This window comes from Salegentibacter chungangensis (assembly GCF_042678405.1).
GTDB classification, from domain to species: domain Bacteria; phylum Bacteroidota; class Bacteroidia; order Flavobacteriales; family Flavobacteriaceae; genus Salegentibacter_A; species Salegentibacter_A chungangensis.
Window position 1 is genome coordinate 284,342 of record NZ_JBHTLI010000003.1, and the last position, 21,540, is coordinate 305,881.

Consider the following 21,540-nt stretch of genomic DNA (forward strand, 5'->3'; position numbering starts at 1 on the left):
TAATTATTTAATTTAGGCTTTATAACCCAAGTTTTACGCCAGATGAATATTAATATTACAGGTACCGGCAGTTACATACCCAATATAATTGCCAAGAATGATGATTTTCAAAAACACGAATTTCTAAATGTTGACGGCTCGGGTTTCCCGCACGATAACAAGACTACCATCGCCAAATTCAAGGCCATAACAGGCATTGAAGAAAGGCGCTATTTAGACAATAACCTTAACACCTCAGATATTGCGGTAATTGCAGGACAAAAGGCTATCGAGGATTCGGGTATAGACCCTGAAACTCTTGATTATATTATTGTGGCCCATAATTACGGCGACGTAAAACACAGCAGCCTGCAAAGTGATACCGTTCCCAGTCTGGCCACAAGGGTAAAATACCATTTGCGAATCAAAAACCCGAAGTGCGTTTGTTATGACGTTCTTTTTGGCTGCCCGGGATGGATCGAAGGAATGATCCAGGCGCAGGCTTTCATAAGATGCGGAATGGCTAAAAAATGCCTGGTGATTGGTGCTGAAGCCCTTTCCAGGGTTGTTGATAAGCACGACCGTGACTCGATGATCTTCTCTGACGGTGCGGGCGCAACCATTCTTGAAGCTTCAGACGAACCCGGGGGAATTCTTGCTCACGAATCGGCTACCTACAGCTTCAATGAAGCTAACTATATTTATTTTGGCAAATCTAATAGTTCTGATGCTCCCGAAGATATTCGCTATATAAAAATGAACGGACGAAAGATCTATGAATTCGCATTGATCAATGTTCCAAAGGCAATGAAATCTTGTCTTGAACAAAGCGGAAAGAGCATCCATGATGTTAAAAAGATCTTTATCCACCAGGCCAATGAAAAAATGGATGATGCCATCATCAAACGCTTCTACAAACTTCACGGGGAAGAAGTACCAGATAAAGTAATGCCAATGACCATTCAGGAACTCGGAAACAGTAGTGTGGCTACCGTGCCTACCCTGTTCGACCTCGTTAGAAAAGGCAAAATAAAAGACCAGGAACTTTCTAAGGGAGATGTGGTTATGTTTGCCAGCGTAGGCGCCGGAATGAACATTAATGCCATTGTTTATCAATATTAGACTATTCCAGGAATTATTTTAGATCGGAAAAACTTCTGCGTTTTTGAGAACTTATATCGTCATTCCCGCCCATAATGAAGAAAAATTTATCGGGGAGACGCTCAGGTCTCTTATAAATCAAACTCATCAGCCAGACAAAATCGTGGTGGCAGACGATAAGTCTTCAGACAGAACGGCTGAAATTGCGCAGGAATATGCAGACCGACATCCATTTATAAGCCTGGTCAGGACTTCCGCTTCCGGAGATCATTTACCCGGCAGTAAGGTGATAAATGCTTTCTATTCCGGCTATAATTCTCTTGATTCAGATTATGACATCATATGCAAGTTTGATGCTGATCTCATCTTTCCCTCCAATTATCTCGAAACTATAATCAGATATTTTCAAACCGATCCCGAATTGGGAATAGCAGGTGGTTTTTGCAGTATTCAGAAACAGGGCAGATGGGTCTTGGAGCAACTTACCGGAAAAGACCATATTAGAGGAGCCCTTAAGGCGTACCGTAAGGAATGTTTTCTGGACATAGGTGAACTTAAACCAGCAATGGGATGGGATACCGTAGATGAACTCCTTGCGCAATACCACGGCTGGAAACTCAAGACTGATGAAAACCTTTTGGTAAAGCACCTTAAGCCCACAGGAAAGGATTACAACAAAGCTTCAAAATACAAACAGGGCGAAGCTTTCTACAGGTTAGGTTACGGGTTTCCCATAAGCCTGATCGCTGCGGCCAAACTGGCTCTTAAAAAAAAGAATTTCGGCTTTTTTATAGATTATATGAAGGGGTACTTCAAAGCCCAAAAAGAAAAGCAGCCTTTTCTCGTTTCAGAAGAAGAAGGCCGCTTTATAAGAAAATTGCGCTGGCAAAAAATGCGCAACAAACTCTTTTAATTATTCATCCAGCATTATATACAATGGCTCGCCGGTAGCTGTATTCGGAAATGAGATTCCCAGTATAGCAGAAACCGTAGGCGCTATATCCACTACTTCGCTACGCTTAGTGGTAGTCCCCTTTTTCACACCGCTTCCGTAAAAAATAAGCGGAACGTGAGTATCATAAGAATAGGCACTCCCGTGAGTAGAGCCCGTTCTTGGATAAATTATGGTATTCGGGTCCAGAACAAAAACAATATCTCCGCTTCGTCTCTGGTTGAAACCATTCTGAATTCCTGCAGCCACACCTTTGGTATAACTTCCGCTTAGCATTTGTGTTCTTGTAAAAACCTTATCGATTTGCTTCTGCTGAAGAATAAAGTGCGCCAGGACCTCTTCCATATCCTCGGCTCTAATATCCTCTTCTTCCATCTTCTTATAATTAAAAAAGACCTGAGTATTAGAAACATTCTCAATAAGCCCATTAATCCCGAATTCTTCTTCTGCAAAGGCCTCCAGATCTTCAATGAATTTATCATCATCAAAATAGCCTGAAGGGATGCCTACACTTTTAAGATAATTTGGAACATCAACGGCTCCGTGATCGGCAGTAAGGTAGATAGTATAGTTTCCTTCTCCAACAGTGTTATCCAGGTAACCCAAAAGATCTTCAATGTTTTTGTCCAACCTTATATAGGCGTCTTCTACTTCTTTTGAATTCACCCCGAAGTTATGTCCAATATAATCTGTACTTGAAAAGCTCAGGGTAAGAAAATCGGTATCCTTATCGGTCCCTAAGCTCTCCCCTTCAATAGCTGCCTTTGCAAAATCTGTAGTAAGGTCATTCCCAAACACGGTTTCCTTTATAAGGTTATAACCTCCATTATCTTCCTGCAACCGGGAAAGATCGTAAGGAAAGGATGCATCCTGTTTCCTGGCAAATCCCCTTTCAAACTCATTCTTATCGACACCACTTTCGGCATAGGTTTCAATATCATAATAACTATCCCAAGTCTTCAGATAAGATTCAATTTTCCCTGAATTGTTAAACTCCTTAACCCATTTCGGCAAAGTTTCCACATAATAAGAACTGCTTATCCACCGGCCCACATCTTCACCCTGAAACCAATAGGCTGCATTGGCGGTATGCCCGGCAGGAAGAATAGAGCCCCTGTCTTTTATAGCCACTCCAATGGTCTTTCCACGCATTTGGGTGTGCAACCTGTTTTGATCTGCAACGGTATTCGATTTCATCCGGTGCGGAGACATTTTACCCGCATCATCTTTGGTCCCAATTGGTCGAACCCCAGAATCTCCCACGCAGTAAACCTCCTGTTTTTCGAACTTACTGTACCAGCCATTACCTATTATTCCGTGGTTAACAGGACTGGTTCCGGTATGCACCGAAGCGTGTCCCGGGCCGGTATAAGTGGGAACATAATTAAAATGATGGTTCTTAAAATTGAACCCGTCATTGATAAGCCGCTTGAAACCGCCTTCTCCAAAGCGACTCCAAAAACGCGTAAGGTAATCGTAACGCATCTGGTCTACCACAATACCCACGACCAGTTTTGGGTTTTTCTTTTCATAATTTTGAGCGGTTGCTTTTAATGCCAGCAATCCAAAAAGCAATAGAATTGTAAATCGTTTCATAATTTAAAATTTCCAAGAGGTCCAAAATTACTAAACTTAGCGAGCTAAACTTTAATTCCAGGTTAAATACTTTCCTTGTATTTTTTACTATTTTAGCTTTACAAAAATTGTTTGATGAACTACCTCCACTCTATTGGTGAATACTTTTTAATGCTGAAAGGAGTTTTTAGCCGAATGACCAAACGTTCGGTTTTAAATGAGCTGATATTCAAGGAAATTGACCAGTTGATCATTAGTTCGCTGGGAATCGTTGCTTTCCTTTCATTCTTTATTGGAGGAGTGGTTGCCATTCAAACCGCATTAAACCTTACCAACCCCCTGATCCCGAAAACACTCGTGGCATATGCCGCAAGGCAATCGGTGATTCTGGAGTTCGCACCAACCTTTATCTCTATTATTATGGCGGGTAAAGTGGGTTCATTCATCACTTCCAGTATAGGATCGATGAACGTGACCGAGCAGATAGACGCACTGGAAGTGATGGGGATCAATTCCCTTAATTATCTCATCTTCCCAAAGATCATAGCGATGCTCACCTATCCGTTTGTGATAGCGATCTCAATGTTTCTGGGGATTTGCGGAGCTTACTTTGCCGGGGTTTTCGGAGGTTTCGTTTCTTCGGAACAATTCGTAACGGGTCTTCAGGACGAATTTATACCGTTCCATTTAACATATGCATTTATAAAAACATTCCTTTTCGCCTTTATCCTTGCCACCGTACCTGCTTATCACGGATACTATATGAAGGGCGGGGCTCTGGAAGTAGGGCACGCAAGTACCACGTCCTTTGTATGGACCAGTGTGGTTCTTATCGTAACCAATTATTTAGTAACTCAATTACTTTTAAGCTAATGATAGAAGTTAAGAATTTACATAAGGCGTTTGAAGGCGAGGAAGTCTTAAAAGGAATTGATTTTAAATTTGAACAGGGAAAGACTAATCTCATCATCGGACAGTCCGGTTCAGGGAAAAGTGTGCTCTTAAAATGTATGCTGGGCCTATTTAAACCGGAGCAGGGAACTATTAAATATGATGAAAAACCATATTCCGAATTCACGGTGGAAGAGCAACGTGAACTTCGCAAAAAGATAGGAATGGTGTTTCAGGGGGGAGCATTATTCGATTCGATGACCGTTCTTGAAAATGTGATGTTCCCGTTAAGAATGTTCACTAAACAAAAGAAAAGCGAATCTCTCGAGAGGGTACGAGAGGTTTTACAAAGGGTTAATCTGGAAGGAACCGAAAACAAAATGCCGTCTGAGATCAGCGGGGGAATGCAGAAAAGAGTTTCTATTGCCAGGGCCATTGTAAACCGCCCAAAATATCTTTTTTGCGATGAGCCTAACTCAGGCCTGGATCCTAAGACAGCAACGGTAATCGATAACCTTATCCAGGAGATCACACACGAGAATAACATCACCACCATCATTATTACTCACGATATGAACTCGGTGCTTGAAATTGGCGAAAATATAGCCTTTTTAAGGAATGGGGTGCTTAAATGGAAGGGTACCAAAAATGAGATCTTTAAGACCGATGACGAAACGGTAACCGATTTCGTTTATTCTTCCAATCTATTCAGAAAAGTTAGAAAAGCACAACTGCAGGGTCTGTAGAGTTTAATTTACCGTCTTTACACTAAGCGTATCCAGCTTCAGCCGTACCCTTAACCAGTTCTCAAATCGCTCCTCCTGCTCGATCCTTTGTTTATTTGAAATACCATCCTGCCAGCTCACAATAAAGGTCGGAATGGTATCGGTTTCTGAAAAGTTTGTGATGATCTGGTTGGAATACCCTAACTCCTTGATGTTTTCATAATTAATTCTGGCCTCTGCGCTAAGGTCTTTAAAGGAAAATCCGTCTCCGCGGTATTTAGCAAGTTCATTTTCAAGAAGGGATATCCTGGCATCCTTATTTTCGATTATTGCCTGGTTCTTTTCATAAAGGTCTTCCAGAATTCCGGTTCTCACCTGCGATGAGAGTGCTGCGATATCTTCATTCTGATCACTCCCCTGGTGAATAATGAGCTGTGACTCTTTTAAAGCTTCAACCGAAGCCATTTGCTCTTTCCAGGTCTCTATGGTTCCGCCCGGAACAGGGTTTCCTATAAGGTATACCTCTACGGTTTTTTCGTTGTAATCACTGGAATATTTCAACATTTCGGTCCCTGAGTAGCGTACGGTTTCGGTAAGGAATTGACGAGCCTTAGACTGAAACACCTGTTTCTGCAGCAAAAGCGCAAAAAGTATCACACTGGGTATCATCACCACTATCGCTATGGAAGAAGCGATCTGGGCAATCCTTCGGCGTTTTTTACTGTTGGCATACCGCACCAGTGGAAAACCCAGAAGCTTTGTAACCACAAAGGTGGAAAGTGCAATAAAAACCGCGTTGATGGAAAAGAGATACAAAGCACCGCCGGCATAGGTAAGGTTCCCTATAGCCAGCCCATAACCCACCGTGCAAAGCGGGGGCATAAGTGCGGTAGCGATCGCCACCCCAAGAATAACACTTGCAATGGTTCCTTTTTTGGTCTTCGCAACAATTAGCGCAAGCCCGCCAAAAATAGCCACCAGCACATCAAGAATGGTCGGGTATGTTCTTGCGAGCAATTCGGGAGTTTCTTCTTTAACAGGTGAAATTGCAAAGTAAATGTAGGCCGTGAGTACACTAAGCACCACCATTAAAGCAAGGTTGATGAGTGATTTGCGCAGGGTTTCCACATCATTAATAGCTACAGACATCCCAACCCCCACAATAGGCCCCATTAAGGGCGAAATAAGCATCGCTCCAATAACAACTGCCGTACTACTTACATTAAGGCCAATAGAAGCCACAAAAATGGAAAATATAAGAATCCAGGCATTATGTCCTTTAAAAGAAATATCTTTCTTCACAGCCTCAAGAGTGGACTCTCTGTCGGTATCGTGACGGATCTCAAGAAGGTTCCTGACAAATTCTTTCACATTCTGCCATAGACCGCTGGCATTCTTTTTAAGTTCGGCCTTATTATTTTCTTCAATGGCAGATTTCTCCTTATTAGTATCTTTTTCCATATTTTAACCGAGGTATTCTCCAAAATCCTCCATCACCTTCTCCCTTATTTTTTTTATATCCTGCTCCTTGCTCTTAGGAACCACAAGCAGAACCTTTTCACTTTCTACCACTATATAATCCTTAAGTCCTTCCAGAACCACAATTTTACTTCCTTCGGTCCTTACGATGTTTCCTGAAGACTCTATAGGCAACAGTTTGCAATTGATCATAGTGTTTTGTCCCTCATCCTGTGGCAGTTCATCCTGCAATGAACCCCAGGTCCCAAGGTCATTCCAGTTAAAATCGGCAGGGATCACATAAACACTATCCGAATTTTCCATAATTCCGTAGTCTATAGATATATTATCGGCAAGACCATAATTCTCTTCAAGAAACTCCTTCTCCCCGTCTTTATTCCAGAAATCCTCACCTTTATTAAAAAGCCTAAGCATCTCCGGCAGGTACTGGTCAAAACTTTCTATTATAAACCTGGCACTCCAGACAAAGATCCCTGCATTCCAGACGTAATTTCCTTCCTCAATGAATTCCTTCGCCTTTTCGAACTTAGGTTTTTCTGTAAATTTAATCACCGGCTTCACCTTCCCTTCACTCCCCTTATCATACTTTATATAACCATAGCCGGTATTGGGGAAGGTGGGTTCGATTCCAAGAGTCAAAAGTTTATCTTCCTTTTCTACTTCATCAAAAGCCTGCTGAAGATTTTCACTGAATTTATCCTCCTCCTGGATCCAGTGATCGCTGGGTGCTACCACCATCAAGGCATCCTTGTTCTTCTCCTTAATCTTGAGTGCTCCCAGAAGTATACTGGGCGCCGTATTTCTCATTGCAGGCTCAGCTACTATCTGCTCTTCATCTATCTTCGGAAGCTGTTTTTTTACGATTTCGGTGTAATTTTTATGGGTAAGAATATAAATATTCTCCTTAGGGATCATTTTAGCCAGCCTGAAAAATGTGGTCTGAAGCAGGGTAGACCCAGAACCAAGAATATCCTGAAACTGCTTAGGGTACCCGGCGGTGCTGACAGGCCAAAACCTGGATCCGACACCTCCTGCCATTAAGATTGCATAATAATTCTTGTTCATTATTCCTCTAGGTTTTAATAAGCTCTACTTCAGCATTTGGCTGAAATAGGTAAATCCTGCCACTGTCTACTTCAAGACATTCGTAACGTTTTATCTTTTTCGGGCCTTTCTTAAAGACCTTCCCATTGTATATTCTAAAGATACCCCCGTGAGGAATCTCAAAAACGTAATTCTTTCCGTTATCCGGATCATAACTCTTCAACGCCACCGAAAGCCTTGCATCGGTATCACTGCTCGCCCGCGGATTCCGGAAATGGGCTGCGATCACTGGCAGCAGTTGATTCGGAAATATTTCGGGTCTGATAAAAGGCAGCATCAGGTTCCTGAACGTATGTTTCCATTCTGCACCGTGCGGCTTGATGGTTCTGCCGAACTTCTCGAAAGCTACCAGGTGTGCAATTTCGTGCACCAAAGTTATTAAAAACCTGTATTTATTGAGGTTCGCATTTACAGTTATCTGCTGGGAGCCATCCGGCATCCTGCGATAATCCCCGTGCCTGGTCTTTCGTTCGTTCACGATCTTAAGGTGAACATTATTTTTCTTTATAAGTAACAGCACCGGAGGGACCGCGTGACTTGGTAAATATTTTTCGAGGATCCTGTCCATTCTGATCAGGGAGTACTGTTGGAAACCTGCAACAGCTTTCCGTTGTAAAAGCTATTCCCGGTTAGGCTGAATTCAAAGATATAATCGGCCATTTCCTTTGCTGAGATCGGTGCCTGGTAGCCGGGAAAAGCTTCTTCCAGCATTTCGGTCTGCACAGCCCCCAGGGCAAGCACATTAAATGACGGACCGGTTTCCTTATACTCTTCTGCCAGCAATTCAGTGAGGGTGATAACAGCTCCTTTACTCGAACTATAAGCCGAAAGTCCTGCGAACTTCATACTGCCCTGAACACCTCCCATACTGCTTACAGTGACCACGTGGCCATTTTTATCCATAAAAGGGATAAGCTTTTGGGTTACCCCCACTACGCCGTATACGTTAGTCTTATAAACATTCTCGAACTCTTCCAAAGAAGTATCGGCAAAAGGCTTATTTAAAAGAGCTCCTGCATTATTAATAAGAACATCTACCTGGTCCCAGTTGGAGGATATAAAATCTGTTACTTTTTTAAGATCTTCCGGCTTTGTAATATCACAGGATAAACTTTCAACATTTTCAAGTTCCAGTTCAGAAACCGGACCTGCATTTCTGGATAAAGCGAGGACGTTATGCCCTTCTTTTGCAAAAACGGACACCAGTTCAAGACCAATCCCTCTGCTTGTTCCTGTGATTACTATATTCTTCATTATTGGTTCAGTTTAATTTCTCTTTCCACGGTCTGGCTCATTTTGAGCAAACCAGGATAAATATTTTCAATAAGCCCGGCCATATGAGCTGTATCAAGTCCTGATGCTTCATCAGAAACATGGTGATAATAATCGTAATTTGTAAAATCGAAAGTGCTTATGGTCTGGGCAGGTACCTGGAATGCTTCATAAAAAGGATGGTTATCACTACGGAAAAACAACTTATACTCCTTCGCTTTCGGTAACATTCCCAAAACTTCAGCACCGGAATACTCATTGAATTTTCCGGCCATATTCGATTTTTCGTAACCAGTAATATAAGCCTGATAAGGCTTATCCTGCATAGGCACACCTATCATTTCCAGGTTGAACATCGTATAAAGGTCAAGCTCTTGCTCCTTTAACTTTTCAGCAATATGTTTAGAACCCAGCAGGCCTTTCTCTTCCGCAGAGAACAAAATGAACAGCACACTCCTTTTATTCTCGTTAGTTTTGGCGAATTTCCTGGCCAGTTCCAAAACAGCAACCGTACCGGCAGCATTATCATTAGCTCCGTTGGCAATCACATCTCCTTCCACTTCTCTTCCGTTGCCAATATGATCATAATGAGCACCAATAATGATGAATTCATCCTTAAGCTCAGGATCGTTGCCCTCGACCATTCCAACCACATTATATGCTGCTGTCCCCTTTACGGTAAAAGAATCGCGGTAGGTTTCAAAATAAGGTTTCACCCCGCTCTCCTTAAATACATTCTCGATATAAACCGCGGCTTTTTCAATTCCCTCACTTCCGGTTTCCCTCCCGGAAAGTTCGTCTGAAGCAAGATAATGAAGGCTTTTAGAAACCTCTTCCTGTGAGACCAAGGCCTCCTTATTCTGAGAATATTGATCTGTTTTTTCTTCAGTACCGTTCTGGGCCGTTACAGTAATTGATCCGCAAAGAATTACAGCCGAAAATCCAAGTTTTAAAATGCTATTTCTCATACGGCTAAAGATAAAAAAATCCCGCAAGAATGCGGGATTTTGAGTTGCTTTATCCTGTGCTTCAACTTATGCAAGCATAGTCACAGGGTTCTCTATATAAGTTCTCAGCGTTTCAAGGAATGCCGCTCCGGTTGCACCGTCTACAGTCCGGTGGTCACAGGCCAGCGTAACCTTCATAGTATGACCTACTACGATCTCTCCATTCTTCACTACAGGTTTTTCAACTATAGTTCCTACAGAAAGGATCGCGGAATTCGGCTGATTTATGATACTTGTAAATTCAGTAATTCCGAACATTCCAAGGTTAGATACTGTAAAGGTACTTCCTTCCATCTCATTTGGCTGAAGTTTCTTGTTCCTTGCTTTTCCGGCAAGACCTTTCACATTTCCTCCAATCTGGGTAAGCGACATCTGGTCGGCAAACCTGAGCACAGGCACCAACAGACCTTCTTCTACAGCTACCGCAACACCCATATGTATATGTTTGGCGATCTTGGTAGTCTCTCCGGTCCACTGACTGTTTACCTGAGGGTGTTTGCGCAATGCCATAGCACTGGCTTTAATAACCATATCGTTGAAAGATACCTTAATGTCAGGCATTTCATTGATCTGCTTACGGGAAGCCATCGCATTTTCCATATCTATCTCTATAGTAAGATAGTAATGTGGCGCGTTGAATTTAGATTCTCCTAAACGACGAGCAATGGTCTTACGCATTTGAGAATTCTTAACCTCCTCAAAACTTTCTTCTCCCGCAGGCACATATGGCTGAGGCTGAGCAGCAGCTTTTTCTTCCTGTGGAGCTTCAGCGCCTTTAGCCGGCTGTTCTGAAGGCTGGTAAGACTCTATATCTTTCTTAACGATTCTGCCATTCTCTCCGCTACCATCAACATCCGCCAGATCGATTCCTTTCTCTTCAGCCATTTTCTTGGCTAAAGGAGAAGCGAATATACGTCCGCCATCTTTCTTAGTCTGAGATTTTTCCGGAGTTCCGGCTTTATCATCGGTTTTTTTATCTTCCTTTTTATCTGAAGACTTCTCTTCCTTCTCAGAGGATTTTTTCTTGGACTTTCCTTCAACATTAATTCCGGAAACATCGGTACCCTCAGGGCCGATTATAGCAAGAAGACTGTCTACCTTGGCAGTCTCTCCTTCCTGAATTCCGATCTTAAGCAGGGTTCCGTCGTAGAAGGATTCAAATTCCATCGTGGCCTTATCGGTCTCGATCTCGGCAAGAATATCTCCTTCTTCTACTTTATCGCCTTCTTTCTTGATCCAGCTGGCAACGGTCCCTTCTTCCATTGTATCACTAAGACGTGGCATAGTGATGATCTCTACTCCCTCAGGAATTTCACCATCATCGCTATCTTCACTCTCCTCTTCCTGGGAAGCTGAACTGGCTTCTTCCTTATCTTTCTTCTCTTCGTTATCGTCAGACTTATCATCAGAAGATTTACCACCTTCTTTGATAAGGTCCGAAATATCTTCGCCTTCTTCCCCAATTATAGCCAGAAGCGTATCTACCGGAGCGGTCTCCCCTTCTTCTATCCCAATATGAAGCAATGTACCTTCATAAAAAGACTCAAATTCCATTGTGGCCTTATCGGTCTCGATCTCGGCCAGGATATCTCCTTCTTCTACTTTATCGCCTTTTTTCTTCAACCACTTCGCTACCACTCCTTCTTCCATAGTGTCGCTCAAGCGCGGCATATTAATTACTTCTGCCATAATCTATTCTGGTTTATGTGATAAAAACGGGTAGTTCTCTTGTTCGTATACCACATCGTACATAACGCTCTTTTCCGGCCAGTCAGATTCTTCAGCGAACTTCTCGCACTCTGACACTCTTTCTTTCACACGTTTGTCGATGGCTTTAATCTCTTTATCTGAAGCATACTTCTTCTCCTTAATAATATCCTTAACCTTGGTGATAGGGTCAAGTTTCTGATACTCCGCCACTTCATCTTTGGTTCTGTACTTTTGAGCATCACTCATAGAGTGACCCCTGTAACGGTACGTCTTCAATTCAAGGAAAGTAGGTCCATCCCCTTTTCTTGCTCTCTTCATAGCCTCGTCTAAAGCTTCGGCTACCTTCTCAGGATCCATAGCATCTACAGGCGCGCAAGGAATATCATAACCGTTACCCAGCTTATAGATATCTGTACCTTTAGAAGTACGGGCTACAGAAGTTCCCATAGCATAACCGTTATTCTCTACACAAAATACCACAGGCAGGTTCCACTTAACCGCCATATTCAGCGTTTCGTGTAGTGATCCCTGACGTACAGCACCATCTCCCATAAAGGTAAGTGTTACTGAATCTCTTTTGTGGTACTTATCGGCAAAAGCAATCCCGGCTCCAAGAGGGATTTGCCCTCCTACAATACCGTGACCTCCATAAAACCTGTGCTCTTTAGAAAATATATGCATAGATCCACCAAGACCCTGCGAGGTACCTGTGCCTTTCCCATACAACTCAGCCATAACTTTCTTAGGATCTACTCCCATACCAATTGGCTGCACGTGATTTCTGTAAGCAGTAATCATTCGGTCTTTCTCCAGGTCCATTACATGCAAGGCACCGGCAAGAATCGCTTCTTGTCCGTTGTAAAGATGTAGGAATCCTCTAACTTTCTGCTGAATATAAACCTGTGCAAGTTTATCTTCAAACTTACGCCAGAACAGCATATCCTCGTACCACTTCAAGTAGGTGGCTTTTGTAACTTTCTTCATTTAACTAAATATTTTAGGCTAGACAGATAGGTTTTGCCAAGCGGATAACAAAAATACTATTTTAAGTAAGAATGGAAAACAGTTTTATCCCAAAAAAATCACGAAAACGTTATAAACAGGAGTTATCAAAAATAAGCGGAAGTAAATCTTTAATAGAATCAGACTTCACCACCTTGCCGGACTCTCCCATAAAATAGATAGCGATAGCATCCTGCTGTTTCACTTCATATTCTGCAATTGCCTGTCTGCAGGCTCCGCAGGGAGGAATTGGAGTAACTACCTTATGATTAAGAGATTTTGCAGAAATTGCGATCTTTTTGATCTTTTCATTCGGATACCTTGCCCCGGCAAAATAAATGGCGGTCCTCTCAGCACAAAGGCCGGAAGGATATGATGCGTTTTCCTGATTACTGCCTATCACCACTTCTCCGTTTTCCATAAGTATGGCCGCGCCAACCTGGAATTTTGAATATGGTGCATAAGCATTGTCCCGGGCGTCAAAGGCCTGCTTCATAAGATCCTGGACATCTTCATTAAGCTCTTCTGTAGAGTCATAAATTTCCAGCCTTGAAGTTATTGTTAATGGCTTCATATAGTTATATTGAAAAAGAGGGATGCAATAATAAGGAAAAATTACATTCAGCTACTCTTTTTCCCGGGTGATAATTCACGCAGTCTGTTAATTTACAAATTCTTCCCCGAAATTGAAGGTAAGGCCAAACCTTAGAGTTCCTTCCAGAGGACTCGGCACATTTGAAGTGGAGAAAAGATAAGAAATATCAATGTTTACAATCTCATATTTAAACCCTGAACCTACAGAAAAGAATTTACGCGAACCTTTTGTTTCGCTTTCGTTAAAATATCCGGCACGTAACGCAAAGACCTCACGGTATTTGTATTCGGCTCCAAGGGCCCATGTAACCTCCCGAAGTTCTTCACTGAATCCATCCGGGGCATCCCCAAATGATTTAAAGATACCTTCAATAGCACCAATCTGATTATATTCTTCTGCGTCTTCCACATCTATCTCTCCGTCATTATTAAAATCCTTAGGGGTAGGCACGAGCAATTTATTAAATTCCACATAGGTGCCAAGACGGTTATCCACATCAAAAATAAAATCAAAACCTCCACCCAGCTTAAGGTTGGTCGGGATAAAGTTTTCCTGCCCGGCGTCGTCATATTTCATTTTAGGACCGATATTAGAAATATTGGCTCCTAGGCGATACAACCCGTCAAAAGAATTGAAGGTAAGCTGATCGCTCTGAAAAAAAGCAGCAATATCCACTCCAAAAGAATCGGCGGCACCAAGGTCCTGCTCGTCACGAAGCCCAAGGTCTGACCGAAGGTAACGACCTCCAACTGCCATAGAAAAAGTCTCGCTTAGCCGGAGGGAATATGAAAGATCAAAGGTCATCTCATTGGGATTGACCAATAACGGATCCTGATCTATATCATCCCTTATTTCTATAGTACCCAAACTAAAATACCTGAGGCTCGCAGCAGCTGCACTACGCTCATTTATTCGGTATGCGTAATTTACGTTTCCAAGAAAAATATCGTTGACAATATCGCTAAGGTATGGGGTATAAGAAATTCCCAGACCATTTTGATATTCAAGAAAGACATATTTCGCTGGGTTCCACTGCTGAGAAAATGCATCTGGCGAAGTTGCAACTCCCTGGTCCCCCATTCCCGCTGCTCTCGCATCTGCTGCCACTGTCAAAAAAGGAACTGCTGTAGTGATCACTCTATCTCTTTCCTCCTGCGCCCTTACAGCAAGGCTCGCTAATAAAACAGCCGCTAGCAATAAAAAGGTATTTTTTTTCATCGTGTTGGTTAATGGTTAACAAATATATACTTTATATTATTGTTTAAAAAGACAGTCTTTTAGAAAAGAAAGTCACGATTTCTTAAATGTGAGGTCAATAACAGCAGAATAGGGGGTGTTTTCGAAAAAACTACGTGAATAAATACTAACTATTAAATTACTAAAATATTGTATACCAATCACATTAAATAGCTTAAATTTTAACCTTGAGGTTAAACAAAAACCATTATTTTTGCCCTAATCGAACTAACTGACAGGGCTCGCAATCTACAACAAACAGAACAAGTAAAAGGACGCGGGGAACCAACAAACACAGCCACTTACTAAGTTTTTACACCCTATTCGATATTAATAAAATAAACTTGTACTTTTATCGTTAATTACTATATTGCAAAGCCTAAATTTTCTAGCTAAAGAAAGGAAGAATATGAGAACCAATGTTGCTTACAAAGCATTTTTAACCATCGCCATAAGCGCCGGTTTACTAAGCTGTAATAACTCCAGGGATTATAAAAATAATTCCAGAGCTACCGGCTGGGACATCAACTCCAAGGACGGTGGTTTTCAATACAATACAGATTACAAGGAGCAGGAAACTGGCCCGGGTCTGGTATTTATTGAAGGAGGAACATTTACGATGGGAAGAGTTCAGGATGATGTAATGCACGACTGGAATAACACTCCTAACCAACAACACGTGCAGTCTTTCTATATGGATGAGACCGAGGTTACCAACATGATGTACATGGAGTACCTTGACTGGCTTAAAAATGTCTTCCCTCCAAGTGAAGATAAGTACAGAAACATCTATAAGGGTGCGGTTCCTGATACATTGGTTTGGAGAAATCGTTTAGGCTATAACGAAACAATGGTGAACAACTACCTTCGTCACCCGGCATATGCCAGATACCCTGTTGTAGGCGTGAGCTGGATACAGGCCGTAGAATTCAGTAAATGGAGAACAGACAGGGTAAACGAAAAGATACTGGCTGAAGAAGGCTACATTAAGGAAGATGCTATTTACAACGAGGTAAATGCATCAAGCACCTTTAATACCGAAACTTACCTGAATGCACCAAGCAAAACTTATGGAGGTAACACCGAAATAAGCCAGGGAGGAAAGGAATCTCAAAAAATGATCGAAAATAACGCTGATAATACTGATGGAGAAGGAAATTCTCTTGGAGGTCAGGAATTTGTTCAGCGTAAGGACGGGGTGCTTTTACCGGAATACCGTCTACCTACGGAAGCTGAGTGGGAATATGCCGCGCTTGGTCTTGTAGGGATCAGAAACTATAATGTTTACAGAGGTAGAAAAAAATATCCGTGGGACGGGCAATACACCCGTTCAGGAGATGTAAAGAAACAAGGTGACCAGCTTGCCAACTTCAAACAGGGAGATGGTGACTATGGCGGAATTGCCGGATGGAGTGATGATGGCGCCGATATTACCGCCGAAGTTATGTCTTACGAGCCTAACGATTTCGGACTTTATGATATGGCCGGAAACGTAGCCGAATGGGTTGCCGATGTCTATCGCCCAATAGTGGATGACGAGTTTAACGACTTCAACTACTACCGTGGTAATGTTTACACCAAACACGCAATTACCGAAGACGGGTCTGTTAAAGTTGTAGGAACCGATGATATCGAATATGACACCTTAAGCAACGGACAAATCGTGGCAAGAGACCTCCCTGGAGAAATAGCCGAAGTTCCGGTTACCAAGGAAGATACTTATATGAGAACCAACTTCACCGAAAGTGACCAACGCGATTTCCGTGACGGTGATAAAAGTTCTTCTAGATATTACGAACCTTTTCAGGAGATCGATAATCCTTCAAAAAGAATGTATAACTCTCCAACTTATGACAATGTAAAAATTGACAGCACAGGAGAGGTTGCAGAAAGAGGATACGATTCCGAGAAGAGAACCACCCTGATAAGTGACGAAGTAAGAGTATACAAAGGAGGCTCCTGGAGAGACAGAGCCTACTGGCTCGACCCTGCACAACGCAGATTCTTCCCTCAGGATATGGCAACCGATTACATTGGGTTCAGAAACGCAATGTCCAGAGTTGGTTCAAAATCTAAAGAGAAGAACAAAAAAGCTCAAAACTAAAAGCTTAAGACTTTTATAAATTATTGAAGGAAGCCCTATTTTTTAGGGCTTTTTTTATAGCTTTAAATCTATGAACACAGCTCAACTCCATCAAAAATTTCTCCTTACCTCAGGAGCAGGAACAGACACCCGCAACATTCAAGAAGGAAGCATGTTCTTCGCCCTTAAAGGAGCCAACTTTAACGGAAATAAATATGCGGCTGAAGCCCTTCAAAAAGGAGCAAAATTAGCCGTTGTAGATGACCCTGATTATGCGCTAAATAAGGAGCAGTATATTCTTGTTAAGAACGTATTGCAATCGCTTCAGGCACTGGCTACGTTTCACAGGAAATTCCTGGGAATCCCAATTATAGGGATCACCGGAAGCAATGGAAAGACAACCACAAAAGAATTGACCCAGGCTGTACTTTCAAGAAAATACAATACCGTTGCCACAAGCGGGAACCTCAACAATCACATTGGTGTGCCGCTTACCCTACTATCTATGAATGAGAATACGGAAATAGGCATCGTAGAGATGGGAGCTAATCACCCGGGAGAGATCGAATTCTTATGCAATATCACCTGCCCTGATTACGGTTATATCACCAACTTTGGCAAAGCACACCTAGAAGGTTTTGGTAGTCTCGAAGGAGTGATCAAGGCAAAAAGCGAGCTTTATAACCACCTTAAGGACCATAAAAAACTTATTTTCTTAAATTATGACGATGAAGTCCAAAAAAAACATTCACGCTATAATCACGTTTTTAGCTTTGGCAGATCAAGAAATGCGCACGTAAAAATTGAATTTCCCGGCGAAACAGCCAGTGCTACTCTGGAATTCAACAACACGCGTTTTACAAGCAAACTCACAGGACGATACAATGCTTTAAATATGGCTGCAGCCCTGAGCATAGGGCTTTACTTTAAAGTGCTGTTCAGCGACATTAAAGAAGCTATAGAAAACTATACTCCCAGCAACAACCGCTCTCAACTCATTGAAATGGGCTCTAACACCATTTTAATGGACGCTTACAATGCAAACCCTACAAGTATGATGGCAGCACTTGAGAACTTCAGAGATACCGATACCAAAAAAACAAAGATCGTGATCCTGGGAGATATGCTCGAGGTGGGAGATTCTTCAGAAGTAGAGCATCAGGCAATCGTGAATTTCATCACCAATAATGATTTTTCAGAAACATACCTGGTAGGCCCAAATTTTAAAAAAACACACTTCAATAAGTCTACGGTAATAAAGTTCAATGACACTTCAAGCCTTAAAAAACACCTGAAATTAAGCAAGACAGAAAACAGCTTTATCCTGATAAAAGGTTCAAGAGGAATGGCCCTGGAGAATCTATTGGATGCACTTTAGCAGTAAGGAATATCAATAAATATAAAAGACCACAAGCCTTCGGTTTGTGGTCTCTTCATTAAAGCCTGTTGTGAGTGATACTGGATTCGAACCAGTGACCCCTACCCTGTCAAGGTAGTGCTCTGAACCAACTGAGCTAATCACCCAAAGCAGCCGTAAAATAATAAAAAATCCGTCTCGGCTAGCTTTCCTTTTCAAAAAAATGAAGCACTTCCTGCCAGCTTCCGGCCCGGTGGTAACCCGACACTTCCAAATTATGAAAAGCATCAAACAAAAGTTTCCTCCCTTCAAATGGATCCAGGTTTTTAGTATGATCGTCTATCATATAATCGGTCCCGACAATGCTCTTATCACCACAAAAAACAATATGCTTCCAGTCAATAAAAGGAAAATGCTCCTCTATCCAGGCTCTCTTTTCCAGGAGGCTTCTCGGGAATTCCATTGCTGCTGAAACCAGATACACCTCATAGGATTCATTTAGTCTCTTAACCGCATCTACAGCTCCTTCCATAACCGGAACAGTACGAAAAAAGCCTTCGGTATTGGCATATTTTTTAATTATACCAGGAACGGGAAATGCATCATCTTCAGATTTCCCTTTAAGATCATCTTGAATTATATTGGCATCGTATTCTTCGTTATACCAATCTATAAAATGAACTTCTACGTTGGCAACGACCCCATCCATATCGATAGCTATAGATTCTTTCTTCATATCCTTAATAACAATTTAAATGCTGAAGATAACTAATAAATATTGGCAGAAATAAAAAAGGCTCCCAGAAAATGGAAGCCTTTTTGAATTGTGGTGGGCGCGAAGGGATTCGAACCCCTGACCCCTTGGGTGTAAACCAAGTGCTCTGAACCAACTGAGCTACGCGCCCTCAAGAAAACTAAAAAAAGGCCTCCTTTTACGGAAGCCTTTGAATGGTGGTGGGCGCGAAGGGATTCGAACCCCTGACCCCTTGGGTGTAAACCAAGTGCTCTGAACCAACTGAGCTACGCGCCCCATTCTTGATTGCGGATGCAAATATAGGCTAGTTTTTCAATTGCGCAAAGCAAAAATGAAAAAAGTTCTATTATTTTTTCTGGCCTGCAGGCCAGAGATGAGCGCATATAAAAAGCCCTGAGCAAAAGAAACTCAGGGCCAGTTAATTATAGCGTTTACTTCATTAACTCCGGCACATTCCGGTAGATATAATCGGAATGTCTCCCGGTAAACAATTTGCCCATATCTTCCATAAAAGACTCCCTTTCTCCTTCATCGGGCCAGTGTTCTCCAACAAGCCTTTCATCTTCTTCAAAGGAGGCTTCAAGATCTGCAAGGTCCTCAAACACAAAAACCTCAGCCATCTCACGGCTGTTGGCTCCCCATAAATGACGATGAGTATAATAGGCCTTAACGAACTTGTTCTTTTGCACCACATTTTTATTGTACTCACCAAAACTGGCAGGCGAACCTTCTCCGTTCATCGAAAGCTCGCTACTCTTCACATAATACACCAAAGGTTCTTCGGAAGCCATTTCCATAGGCTTATGAAATCGCATAGAAGTATAGATCTCATCACTGTGTTGCGGACTGTAATAGGAATTCTGCTTTTGGAAAAAAGATCGTCTTTTTTCTTCATCGGGCCAGGCGGCCTCAATCAATTCCTGGTTCTTTTCATTTGCCTTTTCAATATCTGCCCAGTTCTCATACACCGATACCTGAATGATCTCAGAATTGTCCGGAGTAAAATAATGCATATAGAACCCTGAACCAATAATAAGGTCGTTCTTACTAGTCACCTTCTCAAAATACTCCTTCTCGGTATCAAGCCATTCCGAAAAATCGATATCCGGATCGTCGTTCCAGTGAAATGTACTAACGGTTAGATAAACCGGTTTAAACTCTTCCTGTTGAGATTCTTCCTGAGAATCTTCCTGCGCTTTTTCCTGAGCGGTCAAAACACCGCAAAACAGAAATAATAATGCAAGACTCCCCTGCATTCCTTTTTTTAATAGCCCCATAATGTTTGATTTTTAATTGGTTAAAAATAAATAGTCCGGATCCCGGAAACAGTTCCCGAAATCATCGATCAATAAAATTCTGAATAAACTATGGAGAAAGCAGGGCGTACTTAACGGTAAAGTATTATAACAAAAAGTAGAAGCCCTAAGTTAAGCAAAAAAAGCTAAAGTCAAATAAATATTTTCCTACACTGCTGAAATACAGTTGTTTTCAATAAAGATTAAAGAACCTCTGCAACTACAAAATTACTACCACCAACAAATACAAGATCCTCATCTACCGCTTCTGCCAATGCAGCTTCATAGGCATCTTTTACTGAAGCATAAGACCTGCCGTCGAGACCAAACTCCAGAGCTTTTTTCGCTAATTCATCAGCATCCAAACCTCTTGGAACATCGGGTTTACAGTAATAATACCTTGCATCTTTTGGAAACAAAGGAAGTACGCTATCAAGATCCTTATCGTTTACAACACCCAACACAATATGAAGGTGCTGAAATTTTTCCTGGCCGAGTTGGCCAAAAACAAGCTTTAGACCTTCTTTATTATGGGCTGTATCACAGATCACTCTCGGATGTTCCTGCAAAACATCCCATCTTCCCTGCAAACCTGTGTGGAGTTTAACACTATTGAGACCATTTTTAAGGGCTTCCTCAGGAATTTCCCAACCCTTTTTCCTTAACACCTCTACCGCGGCAACCACGCTCTTCATATTCTTGTTCTGATAATCGCCTTTAAGATCGGTGCTGTATTGCTTTTGTTCAACATTTTCAGCAAAAATAAGCTCAGCACTATTTTTTACCGCTGCTTCAATGAAAACCGGGATAGTCTCTTCATCTTTTTCACCAATGATTACCGGTACCTCATTTTTAATAACCCCGGCCTTTTCCCCGGCTACTTCTTTGAGACTATTGCCAAGAAACTGAGTATGGTCAAGGCCAATATTGGTGATCACGGAAACTTCGGGAGTAATAATATTCGTGGAATCCAGCCTTCCTCCCATTCCAACTTCAATTATGGCAATATCCACTTTTTCTTCTGCGAAATAATCGAAGGCCATTCCCACAGTCATTTCAAAGAAAGACAGCTTGTTCTCCTCAAGAAACTTCCTGTGTTTTTCAATAAAATCAATAACCGCCTTTTCAGGGATCACGACACCGTTGATCTTTATCCTTTCCCTAAAATCCTTTAAATGCGGGGAAGTATAAAGTCCAACCTTATAGCCTGCTTCCTGAAGTATAGCTGCCAACATATGACTGGTAGAGCCTTTTCCGTTAGTGCCGGCAATATGTACAGATTTGAATTTCCTTTCAGGGTGACCAAGATATTCGGCCATTTTAAGGGTCCTGGTAAGATCTTTTTTAAATGCCGTTGCACCCACTCGCTGGTACATAGGCAACTGCTGAAACATCCACTCAACAGTTTGCTTATACGTCATCA

At 42.0% G+C, this 21,540-nt stretch carries 19 protein-coding genes and 3 tRNA genes; 6 read left to right on the forward strand and 16 right to left on the reverse strand.

Translation table 11 applies throughout. From position 1 onward, the window contains the following. Positions 1-42 precede the first annotated feature (42 nt). Both ACFQ3Q_RS13880 and ACFQ3Q_RS13885 read left to right on the forward strand, forming a co-directional pair. Positions 43-1,101 (forward strand): 3-oxoacyl-ACP synthase III family protein, encoded by a 1,059-nt coding sequence (locus ACFQ3Q_RS13880; RefSeq protein ID WP_380746853.1) that lies wholly within the window; start codon positions 43-45, stop codon positions 1,099-1,101. Between the two features lie 43 nt (positions 1,102-1,144). Next, complete coding sequence (locus tag ACFQ3Q_RS13885; protein WP_380746855.1) at positions 1,145-1,993, forward strand: glycosyltransferase; 849 nt, start codon at positions 1,145-1,147, stop codon at positions 1,991-1,993. Here ACFQ3Q_RS13885 and pafA read toward each other — a convergent pair whose 3' ends face one another. Then, positions 1,994-3,628 carry an alkaline phosphatase PafA gene (pafA, locus tag ACFQ3Q_RS13890; RefSeq protein WP_380746857.1) on the reverse strand — a complete coding sequence of 545 codons (1,635 nt, stop codon included), beginning with the start codon at positions 3,626-3,628 and terminating at the stop codon, positions 1,994-1,996. Positions 3,629-3,742: 114 nt separating this feature from the next. Between pafA and ACFQ3Q_RS13895 the strand changes: the two genes are divergently transcribed. Next, on the forward strand, positions 3,743-4,480 hold the full coding sequence (locus ACFQ3Q_RS13895) for an MlaE family ABC transporter permease (RefSeq protein WP_380746859.1): 738 nt from the start codon (positions 3,743-3,745) through the stop codon (positions 4,478-4,480). Next, entirely contained in the window at positions 4,480-5,244 is a 765-nt protein-coding gene (locus ACFQ3Q_RS13900; RefSeq protein ID WP_380746861.1) for an ABC transporter ATP-binding protein, read from the forward strand. The genes ACFQ3Q_RS13895 and ACFQ3Q_RS13900 overlap by 1 nt, the downstream gene beginning before the upstream one ends. A gap of 3 nt (positions 5,245-5,247) precedes the next feature. On the opposite strand, the gene ACFQ3Q_RS13905 is transcribed toward ACFQ3Q_RS13900, so the two are convergent. From ACFQ3Q_RS13905 to porV, 9 genes are all read right to left on the reverse strand, one after another. Next, positions 5,248-6,684 carry a DUF389 domain-containing protein gene (locus ACFQ3Q_RS13905; protein WP_380746863.1) on the reverse strand — a complete coding sequence of 479 codons (1,437 nt, stop codon included), beginning with the start codon at positions 6,682-6,684 and terminating at the stop codon, positions 5,248-5,250. A 3-nt stretch (positions 6,685-6,687) separates the two neighbouring features. After that, positions 6,688-7,767 (reverse strand): mannose-1-phosphate guanylyltransferase, encoded by a 1,080-nt coding sequence (locus ACFQ3Q_RS13910; RefSeq protein WP_380746865.1) that lies wholly within the window; start codon positions 7,765-7,767, stop codon positions 6,688-6,690. A gap of 7 nt (positions 7,768-7,774) precedes the next feature. After that, on the reverse strand, positions 7,775-8,374 hold the full coding sequence (locus ACFQ3Q_RS13915) for a SprT-like domain-containing protein (protein WP_380746867.1): 600 nt from the start codon (positions 8,372-8,374) through the stop codon (positions 7,775-7,777). A 5-nt stretch (positions 8,375-8,379) separates the two neighbouring features. Beyond that, a complete protein-coding gene (locus ACFQ3Q_RS13920; protein ID WP_380746869.1) occupies positions 8,380-9,060 on the reverse strand; it encodes an SDR family NAD(P)-dependent oxidoreductase in 681 nt (226 codons plus the stop codon). Then, on the reverse strand, positions 9,060-10,046 hold the full coding sequence (locus ACFQ3Q_RS13925) for a M20/M25/M40 family metallo-hydrolase (RefSeq protein WP_380746871.1): 987 nt from the start codon (positions 10,044-10,046) through the stop codon (positions 9,060-9,062). Before ACFQ3Q_RS13925 ends, ACFQ3Q_RS13920 begins: the two co-directional genes overlap by 1 nt. Before the next feature lie 66 nt (positions 10,047-10,112). Further along, positions 10,113-11,774: a pyruvate dehydrogenase complex dihydrolipoamide acetyltransferase gene (locus ACFQ3Q_RS13930; RefSeq protein WP_380746873.1), complete on the reverse strand. Its 1,662-nt coding sequence runs from the start codon at positions 11,772-11,774 to the stop codon at positions 10,113-10,115. Positions 11,775-11,777: 3 nt separating this feature from the next. After that, a complete protein-coding gene (gene pdhA / locus ACFQ3Q_RS13935) occupies positions 11,778-12,779 on the reverse strand; it encodes a pyruvate dehydrogenase (acetyl-transferring) E1 component subunit alpha (protein WP_380746875.1) in 1,002 nt (333 codons plus the stop codon). A gap of 109 nt (positions 12,780-12,888) precedes the next feature. Then, positions 12,889-13,371: a cytidine deaminase gene (gene cdd, locus ACFQ3Q_RS13940; protein ID WP_380746877.1), complete on the reverse strand. Its 483-nt coding sequence runs from the start codon at positions 13,369-13,371 to the stop codon at positions 12,889-12,891. Positions 13,372-13,458: 87 nt separating this feature from the next. Next, positions 13,459-14,610: a type IX secretion system outer membrane channel protein PorV gene (gene porV, locus ACFQ3Q_RS13945; protein ID WP_380746879.1), complete on the reverse strand. Its 1,152-nt coding sequence runs from the start codon at positions 14,608-14,610 to the stop codon at positions 13,459-13,461. Positions 14,611-15,037: 427 nt separating this feature from the next. On the opposite strand from porV, the gene gldJ reads away from it, so the two are divergent. Both gldJ and ACFQ3Q_RS13955 read left to right on the forward strand, forming a co-directional pair. Next, positions 15,038-16,732 (forward strand): gliding motility lipoprotein GldJ, encoded by a 1,695-nt coding sequence (gene gldJ, locus ACFQ3Q_RS13950; RefSeq protein ID WP_380746881.1) that lies wholly within the window; start codon positions 15,038-15,040, stop codon positions 16,730-16,732. A 70-nt stretch (positions 16,733-16,802) separates the two neighbouring features. Then, a complete protein-coding gene (locus ACFQ3Q_RS13955; protein ID WP_380746883.1) occupies positions 16,803-18,089 on the forward strand; it encodes a UDP-N-acetylmuramoyl-tripeptide--D-alanyl-D-alanine ligase in 1,287 nt (428 codons plus the stop codon). A gap of 71 nt (positions 18,090-18,160) precedes the next feature. Here ACFQ3Q_RS13955 and ACFQ3Q_RS13960 read toward each other — a convergent pair. The 6 genes from ACFQ3Q_RS13960 to ACFQ3Q_RS13985 all read right to left on the reverse strand — a co-directional run bounded on the left by ACFQ3Q_RS13960 (position 18,161) and on the right by ACFQ3Q_RS13985 (position 21,538). Then, positions 18,161-18,235: transfer RNA gene (locus ACFQ3Q_RS13960), tRNA-Val, on the reverse strand. Positions 18,236-18,270: 35 nt separating this feature from the next. Further along, positions 18,271-18,804, reverse strand: a complete 534-nt coding sequence (locus tag ACFQ3Q_RS13965) for a 5' nucleotidase, NT5C type (RefSeq protein WP_380746885.1) — start codon at positions 18,802-18,804, stop codon at positions 18,271-18,273. A gap of 91 nt (positions 18,805-18,895) precedes the next feature. After that, positions 18,896-18,973 (reverse strand) — tRNA-Val (locus ACFQ3Q_RS13970). Between the two features lie 47 nt (positions 18,974-19,020). Beyond that, positions 19,021-19,098: transfer RNA gene (locus ACFQ3Q_RS13975), tRNA-Val, on the reverse strand. Between the two features lie 155 nt (positions 19,099-19,253). Continuing rightward, the gene (locus ACFQ3Q_RS13980; RefSeq protein WP_380746887.1) at positions 19,254-20,099 is read right to left on the reverse strand and encodes a hypothetical protein; all 846 of its coding nucleotides are present in this window, start codon (positions 20,097-20,099) and stop codon (positions 19,254-19,256) included. Between the two features lie 221 nt (positions 20,100-20,320). Further along, on the reverse strand, positions 20,321-21,538 hold the full coding sequence (locus ACFQ3Q_RS13985; protein ID WP_380746889.1) for a bifunctional folylpolyglutamate synthase/dihydrofolate synthase: 1,218 nt from the start codon (positions 21,536-21,538) through the stop codon (positions 20,321-20,323). Between the last annotated feature and the right edge of the window lie 2 nt (positions 21,539-21,540).

Bases quoted from the DNA above. Each gene is read 5' to 3' on its own strand.
- ACFQ3Q_RS13880 (WP_380746853.1), top strand. From the start codon at position 43: ATGAATATTAATATTACAGGTACCGGCAGTTACATACCCAATATAATT.
- pafA (WP_380746857.1), bottom strand. From the start codon at position 3,628: ATGAAACGATTTACAATTCTATTGCTTTTTGGATTGCTGGCATTAAAA.
- ACFQ3Q_RS13895 (WP_380746859.1), top strand. From the start codon at position 3,743: ATGAACTACCTCCACTCTATTGGTGAATACTTTTTAATGCTGAAAGGA.
- ACFQ3Q_RS13900 (WP_380746861.1), top strand. From the start codon at position 4,480: ATGATAGAAGTTAAGAATTTACATAAGGCGTTTGAAGGCGAGGAAGTC.
- ACFQ3Q_RS13905 (WP_380746863.1), bottom strand. From the start codon at position 6,684: ATGGAAAAAGATACTAATAAGGAGAAATCTGCCATTGAAGAAAATAAT.
- ACFQ3Q_RS13910 (WP_380746865.1), bottom strand. From the start codon at position 7,767: ATGAACAAGAATTATTATGCAATCTTAATGGCAGGAGGTGTCGGATCC.
- ACFQ3Q_RS13915 (WP_380746867.1), bottom strand. From the start codon at position 8,374: ATGGACAGGATCCTCGAAAAATATTTACCAAGTCACGCGGTCCCTCCG.
- ACFQ3Q_RS13920 (WP_380746869.1), bottom strand. From the start codon at position 9,060: ATGAAGAATATAGTAATCACAGGAACAAGCAGAGGGATTGGTCTTGAA.
- ACFQ3Q_RS13925 (WP_380746871.1), bottom strand. From the start codon at position 10,046: ATGAGAAATAGCATTTTAAAACTTGGATTTTCGGCTGTAATTCTTTGC.
- ACFQ3Q_RS13930 (WP_380746873.1), bottom strand. From the start codon at position 11,774: ATGGCAGAAGTAATTAATATGCCGCGCTTGAGCGACACTATGGAAGAA.
- pdhA (WP_380746875.1), bottom strand. From the start codon at position 12,779: ATGAAGAAAGTTACAAAAGCCACCTACTTGAAGTGGTACGAGGATATG.
- cdd (WP_380746877.1), bottom strand. From the start codon at position 13,371: ATGAAGCCATTAACAATAACTTCAAGGCTGGAAATTTATGACTCTACA.
- porV (WP_380746879.1), bottom strand. From the start codon at position 14,610: ATGAAAAAAAATACCTTTTTATTGCTAGCGGCTGTTTTATTAGCGAGC.
- gldJ (WP_380746881.1), top strand. From the start codon at position 15,038: ATGAGAACCAATGTTGCTTACAAAGCATTTTTAACCATCGCCATAAGC.
- ACFQ3Q_RS13955 (WP_380746883.1), top strand. From the start codon at position 16,803: ATGAACACAGCTCAACTCCATCAAAAATTTCTCCTTACCTCAGGAGCA.
- ACFQ3Q_RS13965 (WP_380746885.1), bottom strand. From the start codon at position 18,804: ATGAAGAAAGAATCTATAGCTATCGATATGGATGGGGTCGTTGCCAAC.
- ACFQ3Q_RS13980 (WP_380746887.1), bottom strand. From the start codon at position 20,099: ATGGGGCTATTAAAAAAAGGAATGCAGGGGAGTCTTGCATTATTATTT.
- ACFQ3Q_RS13985 (WP_380746889.1), bottom strand. From the start codon at position 21,538: ATGACGTATAAGCAAACTGTTGAGTGGATGTTTCAGCAGTTGCCTATG.